The organism is Mucilaginibacter sp. 14171R-50, from assembly GCF_010093045.1.
In the GTDB taxonomy this organism is placed as follows: Bacteria; Bacteroidota; Bacteroidia; order Sphingobacteriales; family Sphingobacteriaceae; genus Mucilaginibacter.
The window spans coordinates 2500630-2522822 of sequence record NZ_CP048115.1 but is presented as its reverse complement, the minus strand read 5'-3'; the positions used below and the strand labels follow the sequence as shown (position 1 = coordinate 2522822).

Genomic DNA, 22193 nt, shown 5'->3' with positions numbered 1-22193 from the left:
CAAGCCAACATGAGGATCATATTTATGGGCACCCCTGCCTTTGCCGTTGCATCGCTTGATGCTTTGATACAAGCAGGTTGTAATGTTGTGGCGGTTGTTACCGCGCCGGATAAACCCGCCGGGCGTGGCCAAAAGGTTAACCAGTCGGCAGTTAAGGTATATGCCGAAGAAAAGGGCATAAAGGTGTTGCAGCCCGAAAAGCTTAAAAATCCGGAGTTTTTAGCGGAATTAGCCGCCCTTAAAGCTGATTTGCAAGTGGTTGTTGCATTCAGGATGCTGCCGGAGGCAGTTTGGAACATGCCGCCAAAGGGTACCATTAACCTCCATGCTTCCCTATTGCCGCAATACCGGGGCGCCGCCCCCATCAACTGGGTGATCATTAATGGCGAAAAGGAAAGCGGCGTTACCACCTTCTTTTTAAAACATGAGATTGATACGGGCGACATCCTGTTTACCGAAAAGGTTACCCTTACCGGCACTGAAACAGCCGGAGAGTTGCACGACCGCCTGATGAACAAGGGTGCTGGCCTGTTAGTTAAAACTGTAAAAGGGATTGAAAGCGGCAAATATAACGAGCACCCGCAGGAACAATTAGCCGCTGGCACAGAGCTGAAACACGCGCCCAAAATATTTAAGACCGATTGCCTGATAGATTTTACCCAGCCGGTTGAACGCGTTTATAATTTAATACGCGGGTTAAGCCCATCCCCTGCGGCCTACACCATTTTAAACGATAAAGTGCTGAAGATATATAACGCTACCTATGAGCCCGGCGAACCCGGCATCGCGGCGGGCGGTTTTGTAACCGATAACAAAACACGGTTAAAATTTGCCGCCAGGGATGGTTTTATCAGCGTAACGGATGTGCAGTTAGAGGGCAAAAAACGTATGGGTATAGAGGAGTTTTTGAGGGGTGTAAAATTGTAAAAATGAACAAGTTTTGCCTGACGATACTACTATTCATCGTAATGATAGCAAATGTCAAAGCATCTGCCGATACATTGATAGCTAAATTGATCAATACGGTTTATAAACAAGTTGTAGACCCTAAAGCAAAATTTTATTATCTGCATGAATTTGGAGAAGTGCCAAAGTTCGATAAATATGATTTAAATGAGCTAAAAGGTATTTCCAAAGCGCAAGAAATACCATTAAGCGATTTTGTTAAAAACGTAGCAAATGATACAGGAAGAATAATATGGAGCGATTATAATATTATTAAAGCTAAAATCGCTCTGGAAGCCCCGGTGAAATACACTAATAGCTATAGAATAATCCGTCGTTTGCCGTTTAAAACTCCCGATGCGGTAATGCGAAGTTATCGAAACAAAGGAATAATACCTGTTAGACAAAAAACCGGCTATTCTGCCCAACAGCTAAAAATAGAGGAAGCAAAAGCCATTGAACAATACGAAAAGAGCTTTTCCATTGAGGAAAAGCATTTCTATCATTTCACAAAACCAGTTTTCTCCAGCGATAGAACTTTTGTATTGATAGGCTTAAATGATAGCGATAGAGGATGCCTGTATATTTTTAAATTAGTAAATGGCGAGTGGGTAAAAGTGCTTCGGTACAAATGCTGGGTGGCCTAACTACCAAAAAATTGAATAAGCAACCCGTTAATAGCCTGCGTATTCGCTTTCCTACACCTTATTTAACTCATCCATCAGCGCTTTGCTGATGCGGTTAAAATAGCGTTTTACCCCATAACCCATTACCCATTGTATGCCTTTCGTGGCATTGGTTAAAAATACTTCGTCGGCCTGGTTTAGTATCTCGGGGTTTATCTGGGCTTCGGTAACCGGGATGTTATTCTCGCGGGCCAGTTTCATTACTACCTGTCGCATTACCCCTTCTACACAGCCTTCGCTTAAGGCCGGCGTGTACAAATGATTTTGATACCACACAAATATATTAGCGCTATTGGCTTCGCACAGGTAGCGGTTCTGGTTTATTAAAAATACTTCATCCAGCTTATTTTGCTGTTTAAATATCCCCGCCATTACATACAAAAGCGAATTACAGGTTTTGATGTTTGATAACCAGTTTAACGGCTTGGGCAGTTCGGTATATACATCCATGATCAGGCCGCGCTCGTTCAAAAAATATCGCGGCTCATCTACCGGCTGTATCTCCAAACAATACGCCATTTTGTTTTGAGTGGGCGTGTAAAGCCCCCCTGCGTCCCGAAACACAGTGAGGCGCAGGCGGCCATGCTTTATTTTATTGCGGCGGGCAAGCTCTTCTGCCTTTTCTTTTAAAAACCAGCTATCGGCTTGCGAGTAGCCATCCATCTTCAAAGCTTTCATGCCTTTTTGCAGGCGCTCGGCGTGCAGTTCGGGGAATTTGAGTTTTCCCTTCATCAGCCGCATGCTTTCAAACAAGCCGTCGCCGTACCTGAATGCCCTGTTGGCAATACTAAGCAATAAGCTGTCGGCAGGCAGTATCTCTCCGTTAAAATTTATATACAGCGGCGGCATTTATGAATGTACTGATTTTGGTGTGCAAATTTGCGGATTTCAAACGGTTAATATCAGTGCTATTAACGTTATTTGGGCAATTAAGATTGCAAAAATATTTAATTGTTTTCTGTTTGTATGTCTCCCGGCACATTGGCGCTGGTATACTTACGCCACTTTTCTAATACTGCTGTAAAATCAGCCGGTAACGGTGCTTCAAAATAAATATTCTTTTTAAGCGACGGGTGTAAAAACCCGAGCGAAGCTGCATGCAGGGCCTGACGTGGCATTATCTCAAAGCAATTTTCGACAAACTGGCGGTACTTGCTAAATACGGTACCTTTCAAAATTTTATCTCCGCCGTACATAGCATCGCTAAACAGCGGGTGGCCAATATGCTTCATGTGCGCACGGATCTGGTGCGTGCGGCCGGTTTCAAGTTTGCACTCAATAAGGGTGACATAACCCATACGCTCAAGCACCTTATAATGCGTTACAGCCCACTTACCTTTCTCCGGGTCGTCGTATATCGACATTACCCTTCGGTCGTTCACGCTGCGGCCTATATAGCCTGTAACGGTGCCGTCCTGCTCAATATCACCCCAGGCCAGCGCAATATATTTACGATTGATGGTATGGTCGTAAAACTGCCTGGCCAGGTAGTTCATACTGCGCTCATTTTTGCTGATGAGCAACAAGCCGCTGGTATCCTTGTCAATGCGATGCACCAGCCCCGGGCGGCCATCGTTACCCGGCAGGGTCGGCAATTGCTGAAAATGATACACCAGCGCATTTACCAGCGTACCCGTATAGTTATTATAACCCGGGTGCACTACCATACCGGCAGGTTTGTTCACTATCAGTACATCATCGTCCTCGTAAACAATATCAATGGGAATGTTCTCGGGGTAAACTTCGGTATCGCGCGGCGGGTGCGGCAACACTACAGATATTATATCCTGGGGCTTTACCTTATAACTTGATTTGGCAAGCTTGTCATTCACCAGCACGTTGCCCGCTTCTATCGCATTCTGGATCCGGTTGCGCGACGCGTTCTCCACCCGGTGCATTAAAAACTTATCTATCCGTAACAACGACTGGCCCTTATCAACAACCACGCGCAGGTGCTCAAATAGGTCCTGTTCATCGCTCTCGGTTATGGCGGTCTCGTCGATCATGTGGCAAAAGTAACGTTATTAAGGTTAAGCCCAAAGGCGCTATAACAATATGTCAGCTTTACTTTATAAGTTTGCAATGTGGATATCAGCCTCGACATATACAGCCCCGTTCAGCAAATCAACAATACGCTGTTTATTGATAAAGGGCTTAAGGTTTTTATCAAACGCGACGACCTTATCCATCCCATGATATCGGGCAACAAATGGCGCAAGCTAAAGTACGTACTGCGAAGTGCGCGGGCGCAAAACAAAACCCACCTGGTAACATTTGGCGGGGCGTTTTCCAATCACTTACTGGCAACAGCAGCGGCGGCAGCTAAATTTGGTTTTAAAGCCACGGGCTTTGTGCGCGGCGAAGACGTGCAAAACGATACCTTGTTCTTGTGCAAACTGCACGGCATGCAGTTGATATATACCAATCGCGACAGTTATCGTGATAAAAAAGCTTTGTTTGACGACGTTTTCGGTAGTGATGAAAACGCTTTTTTTATTGACGAGGGTGGTGCATCTGCCGAAGGCGCGCAAGGCTGCAGCGAACTGGTTAACGAGCTTACGGAAACTTACGATCATATTTTTTGTGCATGCGGCACCGGTACAACAGCGGCGGGCATTATAAATGGCATAACCTTAAATGTTTTACTTACCCATTTTAACGCAGTTCCGGTCTTTAAAAATGGTGAGTTTATTCGAGATGAGATCGACCGCTTTTTGAGCGTTCCCGCAAAATATACATTGCACACTGGTTACCATTTTGGCGGATATGCTAAAACCGATCCGCAGCTTATTCAATTTATTAAACAGTTTGTTGCTGATACCGGGGTGCTGATAGAACCTGTTTACACCGGCAAAATGCTTTATGCGATATATGATCTTGCCGCTAAAAATCACTTTGCACCCGGCAGTAAAATACTGGCCATCCACAGTGGAGGCATTTGGGGTTTGCTGGGTATGAAGGATAAATTTGTGTAAATGTGCAGATTTCAGATGTGCAGATATGCAGATATTTTGTCTTCCAACGTCACAATTCATATTACATAACTGTGCCTTTTTGCGCTCATTTGCACATCTAAAATCTGCACATCTGCACATCGTTATCGGTATACCAATAAGCTGTTCAGTACAAAAAATAGGTTTAGTTCGTTTAAAGTTACTTTTTAGTCAATCGGTATAAAAACCTTTAAATTATTGTTATTTAGGCCTTTTTGTTAGCTTTGTATAACCAATTTTCATCCTTTATGCACAAATTGCACGTAACTCCGCAAAACGTTTTGGCTACCCTTAGCAAACATATCCTGGCCGATGGTTTCGACCTTACCTTCGATATGGAAAAAAGCCAGGGCGTCCATATTTACGATTCAAAGAACAACCGCACCCTTTTAGATTTTTTTACTTGCTTCGCCTCGGTACCGCTGGGTTATAATCACCCTAAAATGCTGAACGACGAAAACTTTAAAAAAAACCTGATGCTGGCGGCATTAACCAACCCGTCGAATTCTGATATATATACCGAGCAATACGCCCAGTTTGTAGAAACATTTGACCGTGTTGGTATCCCCGATTATTTACCGCACGCTTTTTTTATAGCAGGAGGCTCGCTGGCTATCGAGAACGCGCTTAAAGTAGCTATGGACTGGAAGGTTCAGAAAAATTTTGCTAAAGGCATCACTACCGAAAAAGGCTTTAAGGTAATACACTTTGAAAATGCCTTTCACGGCCGGTCAGGCTATACTTTAAGTTTAACCAATACACAGCCCGTTAAAACCAAGTGGTTTGCCAAGTTCGACTGGCCGCGGGTATCGTTACCCGAGATACACTTCCCGCTTACTGATAGCAACATGGGCGACCTGCTGGCCCGCGAAGCAAGGTCGATAGCGCAGATCAAGCAAGCCTTTGCGGATAATCCCGACGATGTTTGCGCCATAATTATAGAGCCTGTATTATCCGAAGGCGGTGATAAACATGTAAGGCAGGAGTTTCTGGAACAGTTAAGGGTGCTTGCAAACGAGAACGAAGCGATGCTGATATACGACGAGGTGCAAACCGGGGTTGGCCTTAGCGGCAAATTTTGGCTGCATCAGCACTTTGGTGAAAACGCCCGCCCCGATATACTGGCCTTTGGCAAAAAGATGCAGGTGTGCGGCATACTGGCCGGCAAAAAAGTAGATGAGGTAGAAAACAATGTGTTCCGGGTTTCATCGCGCATTAACTCAACCTGGGGCGGCAGCTTGGTTGATATGGTACGATCGGCAAAGATAATGGAGATCATTGAAGAGGACGGCCTTTGCGATAATGCCGCCCGAACCGGCGAGTATTTGCAAACCAGCTTAAAAAACATCGCGCAGAAAAACAGCATGATCAGTAACGTGCGCGGTAAGGGTTTATTAACCGCGTTCGATTTTCCTGATAGCAATACGCGTAATATGTTCATCAACATAGGTTTGCAAAATAATATTATGTACCTGGGCTGCGGCAACAAAAGCATACGTTTCAGGCCGGCGCTGATCATGGAAAACAAACATATTGACGAGGGTATGAATATGCTTGAAAAAATATTAACTCAACTATAATAAAAGTGTAATAATATTGCTACAAGCGCCGGTTTTAACACAAACCGGCGCTTTTTTTATTTATCAAATACTATAATTGCGCAAACGCGTTAATATTATATCAAATGATGTTACATATATACATTTGAGAACGTAGATATAGTAGAAGGGGATATTTAATATAATGAGCAGACAAATTGAAAAATTAAAAAAACAACTTACAGAAATTGCTGAGGTTGTTAATTCTTTCCAGTCTGAAGCCGTGCAAGTTAGAGTTGTAGACAGGCTATTAGACGAGATTATGGAAACAGAGCGGGTGGATACGGAAGGAACTGAAATTTTCAATAAGAGGGGCCGCAGGCCATCGAGGGGAAACGAGGTAAATGAACTGACACAGAGCCGCAAAAAGCCAGGCGCTACCAAGGTTTTGAACCAATTGCTATCAAGCGATTACTTTAAAACACCGCATTCGATATCATCCATAGCAGATTATTGCAAGGAGAAATTCGATTCGGACTTTAAAACATCCGAACTATCGGGCATACTGTTAAAGCTTGCGAAAGAAAACAAGCTGAAGCGCGAAAGAAGCAACGAAAATAACCGCTTCGAATACGTAGGGGTTTAAGTTCAAACTATTAAACAAAAAAAGGCCGCTCAATTGAGCGGCCTTTTTGGTTTATGTTATTTGATTTAATCTCCTATAATCAGAAACCCATCCTTAACCTTGCAAAGGTATTTATTAAGTTGCATCAAAGAATCTTTTTTAATCTTTTCATTCCCAAAGTCCTTTAGTTCGCTCGCGATATTTTGAATGTATGTAGAGAGCACCTGGACCTGTTGACTGTAAATTCTTGTCGTTCCATAATAATCGATGTTAAAACCACTTAACTTTTTCAGTTCCAATAGAGCATCGTTAAGAAATTGAAAGTCATTCTCAGAAACAGAAAATAGCCGCAGCGTTCTTTTGTTATCACCAATATCGTAAAAATCTAAAGCCATTTACTTCCAAACTACCTCAAATCAAGCAAATTATCTACACCCAAGATCTTTCTTGAGGTAAAACCTTCGCCGTATTTGGCGTTAATGCTTTTGCCAAATTCGCGACCCCGGCCTTGTATTTGTTCAATAAAATCGGGCGATGAGATGTACGTTTGGGGCTCATCTTCATTCCATTCAGGATTGTGAAACTGCGAGCCGTAAGCGTAAATACTTTCAATCTTCTTTTCCCAGAATTCGGTAACGTCAACAATTATATCGGGTTTAATGTAACGGTCTTGTATAAAATGCAGCACCTGCGTCGGGCGCCACGGCTCCTGCAATTCGCCCCGCTCAAAAGTTTCTATACGTCGTAAGCCCGATAAAAAGGCCGATGCCTCTACCAATTCGTTGGCCCGGCCATGGTCGGGGTGGCGGTCGTGGTAGGCGTTAGTAATAATTATTTCGGGTTGGTAACGGCGTATGGCCTCAATTACCTTTAACTGGTACTGTTTGGTGTTCTCAAAAAACCCATCGGGAAGTTCCAGGTTTTCGCGAATGGTTAGGCCTAATATTTCAGCTGCCTTTGCAGCCTCCTGGTCGCGTATCTCAGCAGTACCGCGGGTACCTAATTCGCCGCGGGTTAAGTCGGCAATGCCAACTTTGTGGCCAAGTTGCACATGTTTTAAAATGGTACCGGCGCAGCCCAGTTCGGCGTCGTCGGGATGTACCGGTAAAACTAAAATATCTAATTTAAGCATAAAAAAGCGTAATTATTTAGGTTCGGTAGCCAGCAGGCGCTGTATCCGTTTTCTTATTTTAGAGGTTGTAGGTTTGGTAAAGGGGTAAAAAAAATCAACTACATGGCCATTGCGGTCAATAAGATATTTATGAAAGTTCCATCGTGGTTTTGAGTTGATATTGCCGTTCTCTTTTTTATCAGCCAAAAACTTAAACAACGGGTGCGCATATGGTCCCCTCACCCTTATTTTTTCAAATATGGGGAAGTTGTTGCCATAATTGGCGCAAAAGGCAGATATTTCCTGGCCCTCCAGCGGCTCCTGCCCGCCAAAATCATTTGATGGAAAAGCCAGTATCTCAAAATCCTTACCGGCAAATTCGGTTTTCAGGTTTGCAAGATCCTGAAGCTGTGGTGTAAAGCCGCATTGCGATGCAGTGTTCACTATAAGCAGTACTTTATTGCTGTAATCCGCCAGGGTAATAGGTTCGCCGTCCAGTTTTTCAACTGTAAAGCTGTAAATGTTGCTTTTATCCATTTAATTTGAACTGGAAACATAGCCTGCTTCAAGCAGGATAGCTTCGATATCGCGTTGCTCAGCGGGGTCGTAAGTTTCTTTAAGATTGTGCCCAAACAAACGGGCTACAGACTGGAAAAGGAAAGCATTAAACCCACCCTTCAACTCTTTCGCTAAAGCATAGCTGGTGTTGCCGGTTTCGCGGCTCACCAGTTTTATAAGCACCTCGCCCTGACTAATTGACAGGTTCTTTATATCCTTATTAAACAGGTCTTTTATTTCCTTTTCGCAGGCCTTCATTAATTCCTTTTGCTTCTTTTTGTCGCCGGTAAGGGCAAGGTCGCGCTGCAACTGCCGATAGCGCTGGCCTGCAAAACGCGCATAAGGAAGCACTTTTATAACATTATAGCGCAACCGCCTGTAATTAAGCCTGTCTTGCTCGCTGGCAAAAATGCGGGTATCAACAATGCGTACCTCCGGCTCCACAATCCAGGGCACCATCTCGCCGTCGAGCTTGGTCATGTACACCTTAATGGTATCATTTTTGCCAAGTATAACCGGTGGTGCGGGTCGCTCATCCTGGGCCTTTAAGCCACCGGCCACGCAACAAAACAACAATAGCGAAACAATTAATTTCATATTTTTACCAGATACAAAATTAACGCATTTTATTTTGTTATTTTATAATAACCTGCAATAATAAATATTGTTACAGGTTTATGATAGTAGGAGATACACACTGATACATGAAAGATTTAGTGATTGACCTGGAAGCTGAGAAAAAGGAGATACTGAAAAGGTATCGGGCATTGCTGCGCGCCAGTAAATCTACCTTGCAAAAGGGCGATAAGCGGATGATACGCAAGGCGTTTGAAATGTCGTTGGAGAGCCACAAAGATATGCGCCGTAAAAGCGGCGAGCCGTATATATACCACCCAATTGCCGTGGCGCAGATAGCCGCCGAAGAAATTGGCCTGGGCACTACATCTATAGTATGTGCATTGCTGCACGATGTGGTTGAAGATACCGATGTTACGCTGGAAGATATTGAGCTTGAGTTTGGTAAAAAGGTTGCCAAGATCATTGACGGCCTTACCAAAATATCGGGTGTATTTGATACCAACAGTTCGTTACAGGCCGAAAACTTTCGAAAAATGTTGCTTACCCTTGCCGATGATGTAAGGGTGATATTGATAAAACTGGCCGATAGGCTGCACAATATGCGCACCATGGAGTTTATGCCGCGCGATAAGCAGCTTAAACTCTCGTCAGAAACGGTATACCTGTACGCACCGCTTGCCCACCGCCTGGGTTTATATGCTATAAAATCTGAACTGGAAGACCTTTCTATGAAATACATGGAACGCGAGACCTACCAGTTCATTAAAAACAAGCTGAACGAAAAGAAGGCCGAACGCGAAAAATTTATCCGCGATTTTATTGAGCCGGTACAAAAGGTACTGGAGGGACAGGACCTGCACGGCGAATTATTCGGCCGCCCAAAATCCATCCACTCCATCTGGAACAAGATGAAGAAAAAGGCGATCCCGTTTGAGGAGGTTTACGACCTTTTTGCCATCAGGATAATTTTGGACAGTACACCAGAAAATGAAAAAGCCGATTGCTGGAAAGCTTACTCGATAGTTACCGACCTTTACCGCCCTAACCCCGACAGGCTGCGCGACTGGATATCATCGCCGAAGGCAAACGGTTACGAATCGTTACATACTACGGTTATGGGCCCCCGGGGGCAATGGGTTGAAGTGCAGATACGTACTAAACGCATGAACGAGATTGCTGAAAAAGGCTTTGCGGCGCACTGGAAATACAAAGAATCATCAACCGATAGCGGTTTGGACCTTTGGGTGCAAAAGGTTAGGGATATGCTGAAGAATCCCGACTCTAACGCGCTCGACTTCCTTGACGATTTTAAAATGAACCTGTTTAGCGACGAGATTTTCATTTTTACACCAAAGGGCGCTTTGATACAATTACCGCTGAACGCCACGGCGCTTGATTTCGCGTTTGAGATACATACCGATGTTGGCGCAAGCTGCATCGGCGCTAAGGTTAATCATAAACTGGTGCCGCTAAGCTATAAATTGCAGAACGGCGACCAGGTAGAGATCATAACCTCCGGAAAGCAAACCCCTAAAGAGGATTGGCTGAACTTTGTGGTTACGGCAAAAGCCAAGGCCAAAATCAAATCGGCACTTAAAGAAGAACGACGCAAAATTGCTGAGGACGGTAAGGAGATACTGGAGCGTAAGCTTAAATCGTTAAAAATAACTTACAACTCAGAGAATATACATAAGCTGAGCTACTATTTTAAGCTGCCATCAACACAGGACCTTTTTTACAATGTAGCCAAGGGGCTCATTGATATGAAGGACCTGAAGGAGTACCAGGCATCTGAAAAAACCATTGAGAACAAGCCGCAGGATAAAATTGAGCACGAGCAGTTACAAAGCCTGGTAAAAAATATAAAAACCAAGGATAGCGATGTGTTGCTTTTTGGCGAGGACCTGCAGAAGATAGATTATAAGCTCTCAAATTGCTGTAACCCTATCCCCGGCGACGATGTGTTTGGCTTTGTAACGGTGAGCGACGGCATTAAAATACACCGTACCAATTGCCCTAATGCCGCTAAATTAATGGCTAATTATGGCTACCGCATTGTTAAGGCCCGTTGGACCAACCAGCAGGAGCTGGCTTTCTTAACCGGCTTGCGTATTACCGGTATTGACGATGTAGGCCTGATAAACAAGCTTACCACCGTAATATCGCAGGATTTTAAGGTTAATATCCGTTCGATAACAGTGGATAGCGATAACGGGATATTTGAGGGATCATTAATGGTGTATGTAAACGACACGCAACACCTGGATAACCTGATACGTAACTTAAAAATGGTAAAAGGTATTACCGGTGTTACCCGGTTTGATTCGGCTATAGAAAAAGCATCATAAAAGAGGTAAGATATTAGAAACTAGCGCCAAGACCGAATGTCATTTTCTTGGCTCTTGACTCTTGTTTTTTGACTCTATATTATATTTTATTATACCTTTGCTTTGTTAATTTAACATTATGCCTGTACAGGAAACCATTGCGTTGGTAAAAAAGATTTTTGAGGCCTACCTTGAAAATAAAAGCCTGAGGAAAACCCCCGAGCGCTTTGCCATACTCGAAGAAATTTACTCGAGGAGCGATCATTTCGATGTGGAATCGTTATACATCCACATGAAAAATAAAAAATACCGTGTTAGCCGTGCTACCGTTTATAACACCCTTGAATTGCTGGTATCGTGCGACCTGGTAACCAAGCACCAGTTTGGCAAAAACATGGCCCAGTTCGAAAAATCGTACGGCTACAAACAGCACGACCATATTATCTGTATCGATTGCGGCAAGGTAGTTGAGTTTTGCGATCCGCGTATCCAGCAGATCCAGAGCATGATGGGCGATATCTTAAAGTTCGATATTAAACACCACTCACTAAATTTATACGGTAACTGCATAAAGCTTCGCAATGGTTTTTGCGACAGAAAGGTATCGTAATCACACAAATCTCATTTAAAACTTATTTCAAGAAAAGTATCATTTAATGGCTGTTGACGTATTATTAGGCCTCCAGTGGGGCGACGAAGGTAAAGGTAAAATTGTTGATGTGTTAAGTGCGGGTTACGACCTGATAGCACGTTTTCAGGGCGGGCCAAATGCCGGCCACACCTTAGAGTTTGAAGGCAAAAAGTTTGTTTTAAACACCATCCCTTCGGGCATTTTCTTTGATAACACCATGAACCTGATAGGTAACGGTGTTGTTATTGACCCCATCACCTTAAAAAAAGAGCTTGATAAACTGAAAGACGCAGGCCACGATCTGCTGGCGAAAAAAAACCTGCAGATAGCAAAAAAGGCTCACCTGATATTACCAACGCACCAGTTGCTTGACGCGGCCTCTGAAAAGAAAATGGGCGATGGCAAAATTGGATCGACCTTAAAAGGTATAGGCCCAACTTATATGGATAAAACCGGCCGCAATGGTTTACGTATTGGTGATATTACCCTGCCCGATTTTAAAGATCGCTACCAGAAACTGGTTGATAAACACACCTCGATGCTGCAAGCCATGTATGGCGAAGTGGCTGATTTTAGCGAGCGCGAAGCGGCATTTTTTGAAGCAGTTGAACTGATCAAGCAATTCCCGCTGGTTGATAGCGAACACCTGGTAAACAACTATATTAAACAGGGCAAAAAAGTGTTGGCCGAAGGCGCACAGGGCGCTATGCTTGATATTGATTTCGGCTCGTACCCGTTTGTTACATCGTCAAACACTACCGCGGCCGGCGCTTGTACCGGTTTAGGTATCGCCCCGAGCAAAATTGGCGATGTGATTGGCATTTTTAAGGCGTATTGTACCCGTGTAGGCGGCGGCCCCTTCCCTACCGAACTTAACGACGAAATGGGCGAAGAACTGCGCCGTATAGGGCACGAGTTTGGCGCTACTACAGGCAGGCCGCGCCGTACCGGCTGGATAGACCTGCCGGCACTTAAATACGCCATTATGCTTAACGGTGTAACACAACTGGTAATGACCAAGGCCGATGTACTAAGCGGATTTGATAAGATATATGCCTGCACCCACTACAACTACCTGGGCGAGCAAATTGACTATATGCCTTACGATATTTGCTCGGTTGACGCACACCCGGTGCTGAAAGAAATTGACGGCTGGAACGAAGACCTTACCGGCATTACCGAACTAAACGAAATCCCTGAAAAACTACAAGCCTATATTAAATTTCTGGAGGCTGAACTTGAAGTGCCTGTAAAATGGCTATCTGTTGGCCCGGACAGGAAACAGACTTTGGTATTGCAATAAGCACACCTTATAAAACAATACAAAAGGCCTCGATTTTATCGGGGCTTTTTGTTGAAAATCTATTATATTTAAAAACTAAACCAACCATCATGTTTAAGCCATCCACACTTAAGATCGCTTCATATATTTCTTTAGTATGCTGTTTGTTAGGGGTTTTATTGCTGTTGTTTACATTGACTTATAACAACGGTTACCAAATTTATTTAATGCTTATATCGTGGGCATTGCTACTTTACTGTTCTTTTTTAGGCATCAAACTATCCGGTTATGAATTATACGATGAAGACCGGAAACGCCTTGGCTATTGTATCTATGGTGTGATGATATTATTTGTTTTATTTTTACTTTTCAACTTTTCTTTAGGTTTGCTACCTGCCATATTCATAACCATAACTCTTCACAATCAAAAAAAGGGATTTGACACCTGGATGAAAGAGAAAGAAGGTTTATAACTATTAAATTTGCCATGTGATAACCGAGGTAACCGACATAGCATTATTTAAACAAAAAGCGCTTGCCTGGGCCTCAAACTTTGACACCCTGTGTTACCTTGATAGCAACAGTTTTACCGACCCCTATGGTAAATTCGATACGCTGATAGCCGTTGGTGCCAGAGCCGAACTTATGGCAAATTCCGGTAACGCTTTTGAGCGACTTTCGGCATTTAAGAATAACAACCCCGGCTGGTTAACAGGCTTTTTTGGTTACGACCTGAAGAACGAAATAGAAGGCCTTCAGTCAGACAATCCCGATCGGCTTCAATTTCCGGATATGTACTTTTTCGCGCCGGAAATCCTCATCAGCATCAAAGGAAATACTGTTGAGATAATTGGCGAAAACGAAAACCAAATATTGGAGGCATGTACGAGATTCGAACTCGTAAATGGTAAGCAGCAGCCGACTATTAACCTGCAGCCGCGTTTCAGCAGGCCGGAATACGTGGAAACTGTTGACAAGATAAAACAACATATTATCCGCGGTGATATGTATGTAACCAATTTTTGCCAGGAATTTTACGCGGATAATACAGTGATAGAGCCATTGTCTATCTTTAATAATTTAAATGACCTATCGCCTACGCCCTTCTCTGCCTTTTTCAAATGGAAGGGCAATTATATCATGTGCGCTTCCCCAGAGCGTTTTTTGGCGAAGCGGGGCAGCAAGCTAATCTCCCAACCAATAAAGGGTACCGCCAGACGTGATGATGACGAGGTTATAGATAAAACCATCATCGAAGAGTTGCGCAACCACCCCAAAGAACTGCAGGAAAATGTAATGGTAGTAGACCTTGTACGGAATGACCTGACCCATTCGGCTAAACCCGGCACCGTTAAAACCGAAAACCTTTACAATATTCAAAGCTTTAAGCAGGTGCACCAGATGGTATCAACTGTAGTGTGCGAATTGAGGAATGAAGTAACGTCTGTGGATGCCATCAAAAACACCTTCCCTATGGGCAGCATGACGGGTGCGCCAAAAATAAGCGCCATGCGGCTAATGGAACAGTACGAACGCAGTAAACGCGGTGTATATTCCGGAGCGATAGGTTATTTCAGTCCGGATGGTGATTTTGATTTTAACGTAGTGATACGTACGCTGCTTTATAATTCCACGAAAAAGTATCTATCCCTTCATGTAGGCAGCGCCATTACGTATCACGCCAATGCAGAGCAAGAATACGAGGAATGTTTACTTAAAGCGAAAGCTGTTTTGGAAGTACTGGGGGTAGCGGGTAAAAGTTAATAGTAATGGCGAATTGCAGAACCATTCGCAAAGCGTTTAGGTCTTCGACAAGCTCAGACTGACAAAGTTACTTATCCCGGCAACACCGGATCCAACAATAACTTATCCGCTATCCTAACGGCTATTTCGGACCCATTTGCCCAAAAGACCGAAAAGGGCTTTACGCTCAGGTACGGCACAAAGGCATCACCATACAACTCCTTGATATCCGCTTCGAAAATAAAATCCTTTACTTCGGCAATTTGCCAGGCAATGTGCTCTACCTGGTACTGCATGGTTTTGCGGTCGGTAAGGCGGTTATAACCCCAGTAATGTTCAAAAATAAATTCTTCGGCACTGCCTGCATTTATCTGGGTAAGGCTGTTGCGCACCGTAGCGCCAAGTTTATTCCATTTGCCTTTAAGTTTCCATTCATATAAAAACTGGGTATGACTGGCTCCATCTTTAGTGATCGCATGCCGCATAGGTAGTGCCCGGTAGTGCTCTTTATACAGGTTGTTGGCAATAAGCACGATCATGCTTTTTGGCACTATTTCGCTGATAAATACTGCGCCGCGTTTCCATTGCTTTCCATCAAAATGGCGTACGTAAAAGCGCAGGTTCACTTCCTCGAAATTTACATGGAACGGCCACTTAATACCGAGCACCCGGGTATCTTTAAACATAAAGCCTACCATGCTTACCAGCGCTTTCCCCTCCCACAGGTCTATCTCTGTGGCGGCAGGTAAGTAGGGTTTCAATATCTCGGGGTCAACCTCATAATTAAGCATTACCAGGTTGCGCCATTGGGCAGTAAGAAAGCGGGATTTAGAGGTGGGCATGATGTTAAAACGGTGAAAGACAAGGTTTGTTTATGATCTATTGCCTATTTCTACTCACCCCGCGGCACTGCGTGCGCGGTCCTCTCTGCTGCGCAAAGAGGGTGAGGAGAGATTTTATTTTACCCTCTTGCACAGCACAGAGGGTGGTCGAGCGAAGCAGAGACCGGGTGAGTAAATTTGCGCTTCGCAATTTACATAGCTAAAACACAAAAGGCCGCAAAGTATAAATCTCTGCGACCTTTTGAATGTTTATACTGTAACTTCTTATCTTCCTTTGTAATACTTCAGTGCCTCAGGTATCAGCCTTTGAATATTGGCAATACGGGTAGCATCGCTGGGGTGTGTGCTTAAAAACTCTGGCGGGGCGCCTTGATTTTGGGCGGCCATGCGCTGCCAAAAGCTAACCGCCTGGCGCGGGTCGTAACCGGCCATAGCCATAAAGGTTAAACCTAATCTATCGGCCTCATTTTCTTTATCCCTTGAGTATTTTAATGTTGCTAACTGGCCACCAACGCCATACAGTGTACCTATAATGGCTTGTGTAGTTTGCGATTTATTGCCCGTTGCAGCGCTAACTGCGGCACCGCCCGCCTGCACAGCCATTTGCTGCGAAAGCGCTTCGGCCGAGTGGTGAGCAATGGCGTGTCCAATTTCGTGGCCCATAACAGTGGCCAAACCCGCATCGGTTTGTGTTAAAGGTAATATACCGCTATACACAGCAACTTTACCGCCAGGCATGCACCAGGCGTTTACCTCTTTACTTTGTATCAGGTTAAACTCCCATTGATAATTGTACTGGTCGCCGTAACCGTTGGCCTTTAAATAATTGTCAATTGCCGCGGCAAGCTGGTTGCCAATGCGCTTTACACGCTGGGCATCAGTACCGGTATTGATTACTTTTGTGCTGGGGTCTGATAATAACTGTCGGTAGCTTTGCGCCGCGGCCGGATTAATCTGATCATCGCTTACTAAACTGAGTTGTGAACGGCCTGTTAACGGCACGGTGGAACAGGCATAAACAGCAACGGCAATAATTGCCATCGCCAAAATTGGTTTGAGTTTTTTCATGGTAAGTCAGGCAGTTTTCTTTTTAAATAAATTAACTTTCGACTCTTTGCCTTTTAGTAACCGTTCTATATTTTTTTGATGCGTAACCAGGATCAATATACATATACACATTCCGTATATTATGACCGATTTAATATACACCGGGAAAATAAAAGTTACACCGATGGGATACATAAAACCGGCTAATATAGACGATAACGATACATACCTGGTTATAAGCAACGTAACAATAAAAACCAGCACGCAAAGTAAAGCAGCCGGTAAATTAATAGCTAATATCATTCCAAAAAGGGTAGCAATGCCTTTGCCGCCCCTAAAACCCGCAAAAACCGGAAACAAATGGCCCATAACCGCGGCTATACCCAAAGCTAATTCGTAATTGGTAAACGCTATAGAGTGGAAAGCGCCGGTGGTGGTTACCCCGATAACATAAGCCAGGTTGGTGGCGGTCCATCCTTTTAAAATATCAAGCAGCATAACCGGTATGCCGGCCTTTTTACCAAGCACCCTAAACGTGTTGGTTGCGCCTGCGTTACCACTGCCGTACTCGCGTACGTCAACATTGTAAAACGCCTGCCCTATCCATACTGCAGTAGGAATTGATCCGAATAGGTAAGCCAGAATAAGCGCTGAAATCGAGTAGACTGATAGCATCTGCCTGCAATATTATTAAATTGATGTTAATACTACGCAATATATCATTATAATTTTACACGGCTCCCCAAAATCCCCGGCAACACAAAGCCCTTTAAAAAAGCATTTATACAATCCGGTTGAAAGGCAAGCCTGGACTACGCTTTTACAGCTTTCAGGCTAAGGTCTAAACTCTTTACAGAGTGTGTAAGTGCGCCAACCGATATGTAATCTACGCCGCAATCGGCATAATCGCGTATGTTATCGATGGTTATACCGCCTGATGCTTCGGTGATATACCGGCCCTGTATCATATTTACTGCCTGCCTCAGGTCATCAAAATTAAAATTATCTATTAAAATACGGTTTACATTACCGGTTTGCAATACCTGCTCTAATTCCTCAAGGTTGCGCACCTCAATCTCTATGGCAAGTTTTTTCCCGGTATCGGTAAGATATTTATTGGCATTTTCAATGGCCTGGCGTATCCCGCCCGAATAATCCACGTGGTTGTCTTTGATCAGGATCATATCGTACAATCCAAAACGGTGGTTAACACCGCCGCCTATGCGTACGGCCCACTTTTCCAGGTAGCGAAGTCCCGGGGTTGTTTTACGCGTATCTAATACCTTGGTATTAGTACCCTGTAACAGGCGTACGATATGGTTGGTATTGGTGGCAATGCCGCTCATACGCTGCATGCAGTTAAGCACCAGCCGCTCGGCTTTTAGTATGCTCCGGGCATCGCCTTCTACCTCAAAGGCAATATCTTTGGGCTTTACTTCTGCGCCGTCGTTTAAAAAAACATTCAGCCTAAGGTTAGGGTCAACCTCTCGAAATATCTCCCGGGCAAGTTCTACCCCTGCAAGTATGCCGGTATCTTTAACTAATAATTTGGCTTTGCCTTGTGTGCCTGCTTCTATGGTCGAGAGCGAAGTATGGTCGCCATCGCCTACGTCCTCAATTAAAGCATTAACAATAAACTGGTGTATAATTTCTTTATCCAAACCTTTGATTTTTGAGCTTCAAAAGTAAGAACATTTGACAATTAATTAGGTTTTTCGGTCTCAATTCTCAACTCAATAATTTCCATATCCTTATTGATATCTTTGAGCGTGTACGACACCCTGAACTTGCCCTTATCTGTAGTTAATATAAGCACGCCAAAGTTGTAATTAGGATTTGAGCTTACACGGTGCAGTATTTTTACCGAATGCGGTTTATTCTCTCTGAAAAATTTATCCAATATCATTTCCGATTGCGCCTTCGCATATACATTGCTTTCGTCTAAAATGCTGATATCTACATTTACAGCAAAAAACTTCGCTATTTCGTGGGCGTTACCTTGTTTAAAAAAATCGGCGATTTTTTCAATAGTGCCCCCGGTAGCTACCAGCGGCAACAGGTAAAAAAGGGAGAGCATCGGCAGATATCTTAGTTTCATAATGATATGACCATTAAACTAAAGAATTGTTGCACAAAAATAAACAGGTATTTAAATTATAATGTTTAAACGTTGCTTTTATATTTGCATTGTGGAAAACGAAAAAAAAGTTGTATTAATTATACTCGACGGCTGGGGATACGGCCGTAACGATAAATCGAACGCTATTGCGGCAGCAAACACGCCGTTTTTCGACTCGATGATTGCTCAATATCCAAACTCAAGGCTGGAGGCATCGGGCCTTGCCGTAGGATTGCCTGAAGGACAAATGGGCAACTCCGAAGTGGGGCACATGAATTTAGGCGCTGGCCGGGTGGTTTACCAGGAACTGGGCCGTATAAACAAAGCGGTTACAGACAATGAGTTTGTACAGAACGAAACTATACTGGAAGCATTTAAGTATGCTAAGGATAACGATAAAGACCTGCACCTGATAGGTTTAGTGAGTGATGGCGGAGTGCATGCACACATTAACCACTTAAAAGGGTTAACTGATGCCACCAATGCGTTAGGCCTGGAAAAAGTATTTGTACACGCCTTTTTAGATGGCCGCGATACCGACCCAAACTCGGGCTTAAAATTCATTACCGACCTGGAACAGCACATAGCCGACTCGCCGGTAAGATTGGCGTCGGCTATTGGCAGGTATTACGCCATGGACCGTGATAACCGCTGGGAGCGGGTAAAGCTGGCTTACGACCTGATGGTTAAAGGCGAGGGCGAACCTACTGACGACGTATTAGCCGCCATAGAAACATCGTATGCTGAAGGCGTTACCGATGAATTTATTAAACCCATTGTTAAGGTTGATGAAAACGGCCAACCTGTTGCGGTTATTAAAGACGGCGATGTGGTGATCTGTTTTAACTTCCGTACAGACAGGGGCCGCGAGATCTCGCAGGCGCTTACTCAAAAAGAGTTTCCGGAGTACGGTATGAAACCGCTAAACATCCATTATGTCACCATGACATCCTATGATGAAACCTTTAAAAACGTAAAGGTGGTTTTCCGCAAAGACGACCTGGATAAAACCTTGGGCGAGGTTTTAGAAAGCGCGGGTAAAAAACAGATACGCATAGCCGAAACAGAGAAATATCCACATGTAACGTTTTTCTTTTCGGGCGGGCGCGAAACGGAGTTTAAAGATGAGAAGCGCCTGTTAGTACCATCGCCAAAGGTTGCAACTTACGATTTGCAGCCCGAAATGAGTGCCGAAGGCATCCGCGATGCCATAATCCCAGAGCTGGAAGCCGGCTGGCCCGATTTTGTGTGCCTTAACTTTGCCAATACCGATATGGTGGGCCACACAGGTGTTTTTAGCGCGGTTATGAAGGCTGCCGAAACCGCCGACGCCTGTACAAACGCAGTGGTTGAAACAGGCTTAAAAAACGGGTACTCGTTCATCATCATTGCCGACCATGGTAATGCCGATTATATGATAAATGAGGATGGATCGCCAAATACGGCACACACAACCAACCTGGTTCCCTGCATTATTATTGATGCTGATGTTAAACAGGTAAAGGATGGCAAGCTGGGCGATATAGCGCCAACTGTGCTGCAAATTTTAGGTGTACCTATCCCTCAAGAAATGACAGGTAATGTATTGGTGTAATCCGGTTAAAAAATATACAATTTATATTGGTCTGCTGCTGCTTTTAAGCGGCAGCTATGCCTGTAACAAACCCGAAATTAAAGAAACAGGCGCCCGGCTAAGTTACTTTGACCTAAAGGGATATTTTAACAGCGAAGCAGCACGCCTTACCAGGCAAAACCCGCAGGTTTATAAAACAGTTGCCCATAACGATGAAGCTGAAAGCCATAAATTGCATATTGGCAGCTGGCCCAAAGAACTTGAGCTTTTTACAGAAAGCGATATCAACAAGCCTGCCTGGAAACTAAGCTACACCGTACAAGCAAATGAAGATAGCCTGGTTTACAAAGCCAAATACCCCGACCTTAAAACGCGAAAAATAGTTATCACTAAAAAAGCAGGGAAGGTAACCGCTATAGCTATTATCAATAACGCCCGCAATATATTGTACAATACTACCGAAAAGCTTGTTTACAACCCTAACTTGTATTACTCCATCGAAAAAATGCAGCGGGTAAAAATAATGGGCGCCAACAGCTACCGCATTAAAGGGATATTTAATGATGGCCAAGCGCTGTAGCTAACTTCTCTTTCGAAAGCTCTATCAGCGACGATATATCGGCCCGTCCGGGGTTATCGTTAAGCACTTTCTCCAGATCGGCTATTGATGCTTTAAGGGCGTTAATGCCCCGGGCCTTATCGTAGGTATGCTGACTGTTTTGCTGTAATTTAAATTCGCCGTATTCGCGGTATGCTATGCCGCGGGTCTGGTAGCATTTTCCGTGATCGTCCGGGTCTATGGCTAATGCTTTAGTGAGGTCGAAAATTGCCCCCAGCAGGTACTTTTCACGCTCTGTCGGCGACAGGAAGGTGTCCTTCCCCAGATATCCCTTTGCACGTGCGCGGTAATAATAGGCGGTGGCATCAATCGGGTTTATAAAGATAACCTTGGTATAGGCAGCTATTGATTTACGGTAGCTTTGGCTGTGATAATAAGAATAACCCAGCATCCAGTATGCGTTGGCATTGGTCGAATCGACCATACAGGCCTTTTCAAGCTGCTTAACCGCCGATTTAAAATTGCCATCCATAAACGCCTGCTGCCCCAACTTTACATAGGCGTTCTGGGCCGATGAAGTTTCGAGCGAGGTAAGTATGAAAAAAGAAATTATAGCCGACAGCCTCATTAATTCTTGGGATTTATCCGATAACAATAATAACTAACAATACCGCAAATTATTATGTGATGCCCGCAATTTGTTAATAATTTGTTAAGCTATATAATTATCAACTAATATAGTTACATGCGGTATGCGCACTGTAATAACGCTCATGACTAAAGAGGAGCCGGTTGTATCTTAAAAAGGTGAAGAACCAACATCTCTCAAAGTCATCCAAATGTTAACCTTATAATTATGGTTGCTGTGTTGCCGGGGGCTATAATTTACATGTTGTTTGCGGCTGAATAAGCAGATAAATACCTAAATCTACCGGGAATGTTCTGTTTTTTTTCGAGGGGCTGGTAACTCTAGGGGACTTTGCCGTTATCTGTGTAAATCCTCCCTCAGCATGACTTTTTTTCCGCTTTATCCAA

Annotated in this window: 24 protein-coding genes; 12 read left to right on the top strand and 12 right to left on the bottom strand. The window is 44.0% G+C overall.

The features are described from left to right. Positions 1-9: 9 nt before the first annotated feature. Both fmt and GWR56_RS11610 read left to right on the top strand, forming a co-directional pair. Positions 10-927 carry a methionyl-tRNA formyltransferase gene (gene fmt / locus GWR56_RS11615; RefSeq protein ID WP_202925312.1) on the top strand — a complete coding sequence of 306 codons (918 nt, stop codon included), beginning with the start codon at positions 10-12 and terminating at the stop codon, positions 925-927. Between the two features lie 41 nt (positions 928-968). Then, the gene (locus tag GWR56_RS11610; protein WP_162431407.1) at positions 969-1592 is read left to right on the top strand and encodes a hypothetical protein; all 624 of its coding nucleotides are present in this window, start codon (positions 969-971) and stop codon (positions 1590-1592) included. 51 nt (positions 1593-1643) lie between these two features. Here GWR56_RS11610 and GWR56_RS11605 read toward each other — a convergent pair whose 3' ends face one another. Further along, a complete protein-coding gene (locus GWR56_RS11605) occupies positions 1644-2480 on the bottom strand; it encodes an aminotransferase class IV (protein ID WP_162431406.1) in 837 nt (278 codons plus the stop codon). A 98-nt stretch (positions 2481-2578) separates the two neighbouring features. Next, positions 2579-3637, bottom strand: a complete 1059-nt coding sequence (locus GWR56_RS11600) for an RluA family pseudouridine synthase (protein ID WP_162431405.1) — start codon at positions 3635-3637, stop codon at positions 2579-2581. Between the two features lie 78 nt (positions 3638-3715). On the opposite strand from GWR56_RS11600, the gene GWR56_RS11595 reads away from it, so the two are divergent. From GWR56_RS11595 to GWR56_RS11585, 3 genes are all read left to right on the top strand, one after another. Next, the gene (locus tag GWR56_RS11595) at positions 3716-4606 is read left to right on the top strand and encodes a 1-aminocyclopropane-1-carboxylate deaminase/D-cysteine desulfhydrase (RefSeq protein WP_162431404.1); all 891 of its coding nucleotides are present in this window, start codon (positions 3716-3718) and stop codon (positions 4604-4606) included. 266 nt (positions 4607-4872) lie between these two features. Beyond that, positions 4873-6204, top strand: a complete 1332-nt coding sequence (lat, locus tag GWR56_RS11590; protein WP_162431403.1) for an L-lysine 6-transaminase — start codon at positions 4873-4875, stop codon at positions 6202-6204. Positions 6205-6367: 163 nt separating this feature from the next. Then, a complete protein-coding gene (locus GWR56_RS11585; protein ID WP_162431402.1) occupies positions 6368-6808 on the top strand; it encodes a hypothetical protein in 441 nt (146 codons plus the stop codon). 65 nt (positions 6809-6873) lie between these two features. Here GWR56_RS11585 and GWR56_RS11580 read toward each other — a convergent pair whose 3' ends face one another. The 4 genes from GWR56_RS11580 to GWR56_RS11565 are packed head-to-tail and all read right to left on the bottom strand — an operon-like array spanning position 6874 to position 9053. Beyond that, positions 6874-7182 carry a hypothetical protein gene (locus GWR56_RS11580; protein WP_162431401.1) on the bottom strand — a complete coding sequence of 103 codons (309 nt, stop codon included), beginning with the start codon at positions 7180-7182 and terminating at the stop codon, positions 6874-6876. An 11-nt stretch (positions 7183-7193) separates the two neighbouring features. Further along, positions 7194-7919 (bottom strand): bacillithiol biosynthesis deacetylase BshB1, encoded by a 726-nt coding sequence (gene bshB1 / locus GWR56_RS11575; protein ID WP_162431400.1) that lies wholly within the window; start codon positions 7917-7919, stop codon positions 7194-7196. Positions 7920-7931: 12 nt separating this feature from the next. Continuing rightward, positions 7932-8435 (bottom strand): glutathione peroxidase, encoded by a 504-nt coding sequence (locus GWR56_RS11570; protein ID WP_162431399.1) that lies wholly within the window; start codon positions 8433-8435, stop codon positions 7932-7934. Beyond that, positions 8436-9053, bottom strand: coding sequence for a DUF4294 domain-containing protein (locus tag GWR56_RS11565; protein WP_162431398.1), 618 nt, complete (start codon positions 9051-9053; stop codon positions 8436-8438). A gap of 107 nt (positions 9054-9160) precedes the next feature. On the opposite strand from GWR56_RS11565, the gene GWR56_RS11560 reads away from it, so the two are divergent. The 5 genes from GWR56_RS11560 (at position 9161) to GWR56_RS11540 (ending at position 15039) form a co-directional block, all read left to right on the top strand. After that, on the top strand, positions 9161-11383 hold the full coding sequence (locus GWR56_RS11560; RefSeq protein ID WP_162431397.1) for a bifunctional (p)ppGpp synthetase/guanosine-3',5'-bis(diphosphate) 3'-pyrophosphohydrolase: 2223 nt from the start codon (positions 9161-9163) through the stop codon (positions 11381-11383). Positions 11384-11501: 118 nt separating this feature from the next. Continuing rightward, entirely contained in the window at positions 11502-11972 is a 471-nt protein-coding gene (locus GWR56_RS11555; RefSeq protein WP_162431396.1) for a Fur family transcriptional regulator, read from the top strand. A 46-nt stretch (positions 11973-12018) separates the two neighbouring features. Then, the gene (locus tag GWR56_RS11550) at positions 12019-13296 is read left to right on the top strand and encodes an adenylosuccinate synthase (protein ID WP_162431395.1); all 1278 of its coding nucleotides are present in this window, start codon (positions 12019-12021) and stop codon (positions 13294-13296) included. 206 nt (positions 13297-13502) lie between these two features. After that, on the top strand, positions 13503-13748 hold the full coding sequence (locus GWR56_RS11545) for a hypothetical protein (RefSeq protein ID WP_162431394.1): 246 nt from the start codon (positions 13503-13505) through the stop codon (positions 13746-13748). Between the two features lie 16 nt (positions 13749-13764). Then, entirely contained in the window at positions 13765-15039 is a 1275-nt protein-coding gene (locus GWR56_RS11540) for an anthranilate synthase component I family protein (protein ID WP_162431393.1), read from the top strand. Positions 15040-15110: 71 nt separating this feature from the next. Here GWR56_RS11540 and GWR56_RS11535 read toward each other — a convergent pair whose 3' ends face one another. From GWR56_RS11535 to GWR56_RS11515, 5 genes are all read right to left on the bottom strand, one after another. After that, positions 15111-15860, bottom strand: coding sequence for a YqjF family protein (locus tag GWR56_RS11535; RefSeq protein WP_162431392.1), 750 nt, complete (start codon positions 15858-15860; stop codon positions 15111-15113). Positions 15861-16124: 264 nt separating this feature from the next. After that, entirely contained in the window at positions 16125-16928 is an 804-nt protein-coding gene (locus tag GWR56_RS11530; RefSeq protein WP_162431391.1) for a M48 family metallopeptidase, read from the bottom strand. A gap of 6 nt (positions 16929-16934) precedes the next feature. After that, entirely contained in the window at positions 16935-17582 is a 648-nt protein-coding gene (gene plsY, locus GWR56_RS11525; RefSeq protein ID WP_162431390.1) for a glycerol-3-phosphate 1-O-acyltransferase PlsY, read from the bottom strand. Positions 17583-17719: 137 nt separating this feature from the next. Then, positions 17720-18568, bottom strand: coding sequence for a carboxylating nicotinate-nucleotide diphosphorylase (gene nadC, locus GWR56_RS11520; protein WP_162431389.1), 849 nt, complete (start codon positions 18566-18568; stop codon positions 17720-17722). Positions 18569-18609: 41 nt separating this feature from the next. Continuing rightward, positions 18610-19005, bottom strand: coding sequence for a DUF4783 domain-containing protein (locus GWR56_RS11515; protein ID WP_162431388.1), 396 nt, complete (start codon positions 19003-19005; stop codon positions 18610-18612). A gap of 61 nt (positions 19006-19066) precedes the next feature. Here GWR56_RS11515 and gpmI point away from each other — a divergent pair, with 61 nt between their 5' ends. Together gpmI and GWR56_RS11505 are read left to right on the top strand one after the other, a co-directional pair. Continuing rightward, entirely contained in the window at positions 19067-20620 is a 1554-nt protein-coding gene (gene gpmI, locus GWR56_RS11510; RefSeq protein WP_162431387.1) for a 2,3-bisphosphoglycerate-independent phosphoglycerate mutase, read from the top strand. Then, entirely contained in the window at positions 20607-21179 is a 573-nt protein-coding gene (locus GWR56_RS11505; RefSeq protein WP_162431386.1) for a hypothetical protein, read from the top strand. Before gpmI ends, GWR56_RS11505 begins: the two co-directional genes overlap by 14 nt. Here GWR56_RS11505 and GWR56_RS11500 read toward each other — a convergent pair. Continuing rightward, on the bottom strand, positions 21157-21786 hold the full coding sequence (locus tag GWR56_RS11500; RefSeq protein ID WP_162431385.1) for a tetratricopeptide repeat protein: 630 nt from the start codon (positions 21784-21786) through the stop codon (positions 21157-21159). The two genes, GWR56_RS11505 and GWR56_RS11500, sit on opposite strands and share 23 nt — an antisense overlap. Between the last annotated feature and the right edge of the window lie 407 nt (positions 21787-22193).

Bases quoted from the DNA above. Each gene is read 5' to 3' on its own strand.
- fmt (WP_202925312.1), top strand. From the start codon at position 10: ATGAGGATCATATTTATGGGCACCCCTGCCTTTGCCGTTGCATCGCTT.
- GWR56_RS11610 (WP_162431407.1), top strand. From the start codon at position 969: ATGATAGCAAATGTCAAAGCATCTGCCGATACATTGATAGCTAAATTG.
- GWR56_RS11605 (WP_162431406.1), bottom strand. From the start codon at position 2,480: ATGCCGCCGCTGTATATAAATTTTAACGGAGAGATACTGCCTGCCGAC.
- GWR56_RS11600 (WP_162431405.1), bottom strand. From the start codon at position 3,637: ATGATCGACGAGACCGCCATAACCGAGAGCGATGAACAGGACCTATTT.
- lat (WP_162431403.1), top strand. From the start codon at position 4,873: ATGCACAAATTGCACGTAACTCCGCAAAACGTTTTGGCTACCCTTAGC.
- GWR56_RS11585 (WP_162431402.1), top strand. From the start codon at position 6,368: ATGAGCAGACAAATTGAAAAATTAAAAAAACAACTTACAGAAATTGCT.
- GWR56_RS11580 (WP_162431401.1), bottom strand. From the start codon at position 7,182: ATGGCTTTAGATTTTTACGATATTGGTGATAACAAAAGAACGCTGCGG.
- bshB1 (WP_162431400.1), bottom strand. From the start codon at position 7,919: ATGCTTAAATTAGATATTTTAGTTTTACCGGTACATCCCGACGACGCC.
- GWR56_RS11570 (WP_162431399.1), bottom strand. From the start codon at position 8,435: ATGGATAAAAGCAACATTTACAGCTTTACAGTTGAAAAACTGGACGGC.
- GWR56_RS11565 (WP_162431398.1), bottom strand. From the start codon at position 9,053: ATGAAATTAATTGTTTCGCTATTGTTGTTTTGTTGCGTGGCCGGTGGC.
- GWR56_RS11560 (WP_162431397.1), top strand. From the start codon at position 9,161: ATGAAAGATTTAGTGATTGACCTGGAAGCTGAGAAAAAGGAGATACTG.
- GWR56_RS11555 (WP_162431396.1), top strand. From the start codon at position 11,502: ATGCCTGTACAGGAAACCATTGCGTTGGTAAAAAAGATTTTTGAGGCC.
- GWR56_RS11550 (WP_162431395.1), top strand. From the start codon at position 12,019: ATGGCTGTTGACGTATTATTAGGCCTCCAGTGGGGCGACGAAGGTAAA.
- GWR56_RS11545 (WP_162431394.1), top strand. From the start codon at position 13,503: ATGCTTATATCGTGGGCATTGCTACTTTACTGTTCTTTTTTAGGCATC.
- GWR56_RS11535 (WP_162431392.1), bottom strand. From the start codon at position 15,860: ATGCCCACCTCTAAATCCCGCTTTCTTACTGCCCAATGGCGCAACCTG.
- GWR56_RS11530 (WP_162431391.1), bottom strand. From the start codon at position 16,928: ATGAAAAAACTCAAACCAATTTTGGCGATGGCAATTATTGCCGTTGCT.
- plsY (WP_162431390.1), bottom strand. From the start codon at position 17,582: ATGCTATCAGTCTACTCGATTTCAGCGCTTATTCTGGCTTACCTATTC.
- GWR56_RS11515 (WP_162431388.1), bottom strand. From the start codon at position 19,005: ATGAAACTAAGATATCTGCCGATGCTCTCCCTTTTTTACCTGTTGCCG.
- gpmI (WP_162431387.1), top strand. From the start codon at position 19,067: ATGTTTAAACGTTGCTTTTATATTTGCATTGTGGAAAACGAAAAAAAA.
- GWR56_RS11505 (WP_162431386.1), top strand. From the start codon at position 20,607: ATGTATTGGTGTAATCCGGTTAAAAAATATACAATTTATATTGGTCTG.
- GWR56_RS11500 (WP_162431385.1), bottom strand. From the start codon at position 21,786: ATGAGGCTGTCGGCTATAATTTCTTTTTTCATACTTACCTCGCTCGAA.